The sequence below is a fragment of the Brasilonema angustatum genome (genome assembly GCF_059505445.1).
Map to the genome: position 1 here is coordinate 1 of NZ_JCACKO010000122.1, position 2,454 is coordinate 2,454.

At 43.9% G+C, this 2,454-nt stretch carries 2 pseudogenes; one reads left to right on the forward strand and one right to left on the reverse strand.

What is annotated here, in order from left to right:
- A pseudogene (locus AC5JM2_RS20905) lies at nucleotides 1-88 on the reverse strand (hypothetical protein); the annotation flags it as partial.
- Here AC5JM2_RS20905 and AC5JM2_RS20910 point away from each other — a divergent pair.
- Nucleotides 62-2,454: pseudogene (locus AC5JM2_RS20910) on the forward strand (two-partner secretion domain-containing protein); the annotation flags it as partial. The pseudogenes AC5JM2_RS20905 and AC5JM2_RS20910 overlap by 27 nt on opposite strands.

Here is a 2,454-nt window from a genome sequence, read left to right on the forward strand (position 1 = left end):
TTATTTTTCCAATCCAGCGGGGATTGCAAACATACTCACCAGAGTGACTGGGGGTAATGTCTCGAATATTCAAGGTGTTTTGGGTGTGTTGGGCAAAGCGAACTTGTTTTTGATCAACCCGAATGGAATTATCTTTGGACCAAATGCCCGGTTGGATGTGGGTGGTTCATTTTTGGGAAGTACGGCAAATAGTTTGCTGTTTAAGAATGGGTTTGAGTTTAGTGCGACGAATCCCCAAGCACCGCCATTGTTAACTATAAATGTTCCGATTGGGTTGGGGTTTCGGAATAATCCTCAAAATATCACTAGTCAATCTACTAATCTTGCTGTTGGACAAGGGAACTCGTTAACACTCGTAGGTGGTAACGTCAGCTTAAATGGTGGTTCTTTGCAGGCTCCTAATGGTCGTATCGAGTTGGCAGGAGTTGCAGGAACAGGAACGGTTGGACTATTGGGTAGTGCTAATAATCTGAACTTAAATTTTTCTGATAATCTACAGAGAGCGGATGTATCTCTGGGCAATACAGCCAAGGTGGATGTTACTGATAGAAGTGCGGGCAATGTGATAGTTACCGCCCGTAATTTAAATCTTTCTGGACAAAGTAGCATTTCTGCGGGCATCGGGCAAGGGTTAACGGCAGACACTCAACAGCCAGGTGATGTGAACCTCAATCTCACAGGAGCACTCAAAGTCAATCAGGATAGCCGGATTAACAATGTTGTTAATATAGGGGCAACAGGTAACGCTGGTAACATTAAAGTCAAAGCAACAACAGTGGACTTTAATGGCGGAATACTTCGCACCCGCACCTTGGGGAATGGCGATGCAGGTAACATCGATATTCAAGCTGTTGGCGATATTTCCATAAATAATCCCACTTATCAAACTCCGGGTAATAATCGAGAACTTGATGCAAAGCCTGCATTAGATGCTAGTAACTATAGTAACGACCGTACGGTTGGAAGTGGGCGCAGCGGCAACATATCACTGCAAGCCAATGGTTCTATCTCTTTAATTGGGCAGGATGAGCAGCTAAGTAATAGGGTGATTTCCACCAACAGTGCCTTTGGCGGAAAAGAAGGTGGCAGCAACATATCACTGCAAGCCAATCGAGGGATTTCTTTCTCAAATGCTTTTATTTCGAGCAGTGGCTTCAGTGGAGATGCGGGAAACATATCACTGCAAGGTAATGAGTTTGTATCATTAACAAACAATAGCTCCATTGTTACCCAAGCCTATCTTGAAGGAAAAAATTCCGGCAACATCACAATACAATCCTCCGGTCCTGTCTTATTGGAACATACTTTGGTCAACACTGCTGTTGGATTGCCCCCGCCTACAACAACATACTCAGTACTAGGCAATGCAGGTGATATAAATATTCGCGGACAGTCTGTTTTTATTACAGATGGGACAGAAGTCTCATCTAGATCGCTCAACAGTGGTAACTCTGGTAAGATTGTGATTAACGCCACTGATCGAGTAGAAATTTCCGGCACTCAGCCACTCATACCCAAGAATCGTGATCGCTCGCAAAGCTTTACAAATACTACGGTGACGACGACTAGTGAACGAAATGCCGGAGGTAATGCTGGTGATATCACTATTAATAGTCGTAACTTACGTATATCAGATAAGGGTGCTGTCACAGCAACAACAGAAGGCAAGTTTAAAGGCGGCAATATAAATATTAATGCCAGTGCTGTTGACTTGACTAACGACGGACAAATTAATGTTAGCAGTTCAGGAACAGGAAGTGCAGGCTTGCTAACAGTTAGGGCTAACTCCATCAAACTGGACAACCGAGCATCTATTAACTCCAACACCACAGCTAAAGCCAACACCACAGCAGAACAGGGCAACATTATCTTGAATTCTGACGACGTTATCTTGCGCCGCAACAGCAATATCACGACAAATGCCACAGGCACAGCTGATGGAGGTAATATTACCATCAACACTGACAACTTAGTTGCCTTTGAAAATAGCAAGATTACAGCCAATGCCCAACAAGGCTATGGTGGGAAGGTAAGCATTACAACTAAAGGTAATAGATTTCTTTCTCCAAACAGCGTGATTAGTGCGACTTCCGAACGCGGCCCACAGTATAGTGGTACTGTGCAATTTAACACACCTGAGATTGATCCTAGTCAAGGGTTATTTGAATTAACAGAAACTGTCATCGACCCAGCACAGCAGGTTGCTCAAAATCCCTGTATCAAAGGTTTTGGTAGTACTTTCACCATCACCGGACGCGGCGGACTGCCATCTGATCCAAATAAAATTCTCAGTAGTGATAATGTGCGCGTTGATTTACTTGAACCTGTTGCCAGTACGGTAAATTCAACAAGTGCAACAAAAAAGCAGCCATCTCAAAAGCCACCTGTCAAACAGATAATACCAGCACAGGGTTGGATATATAACGAAAAAGGTGAGGTGGTGCTGGTCGCTTA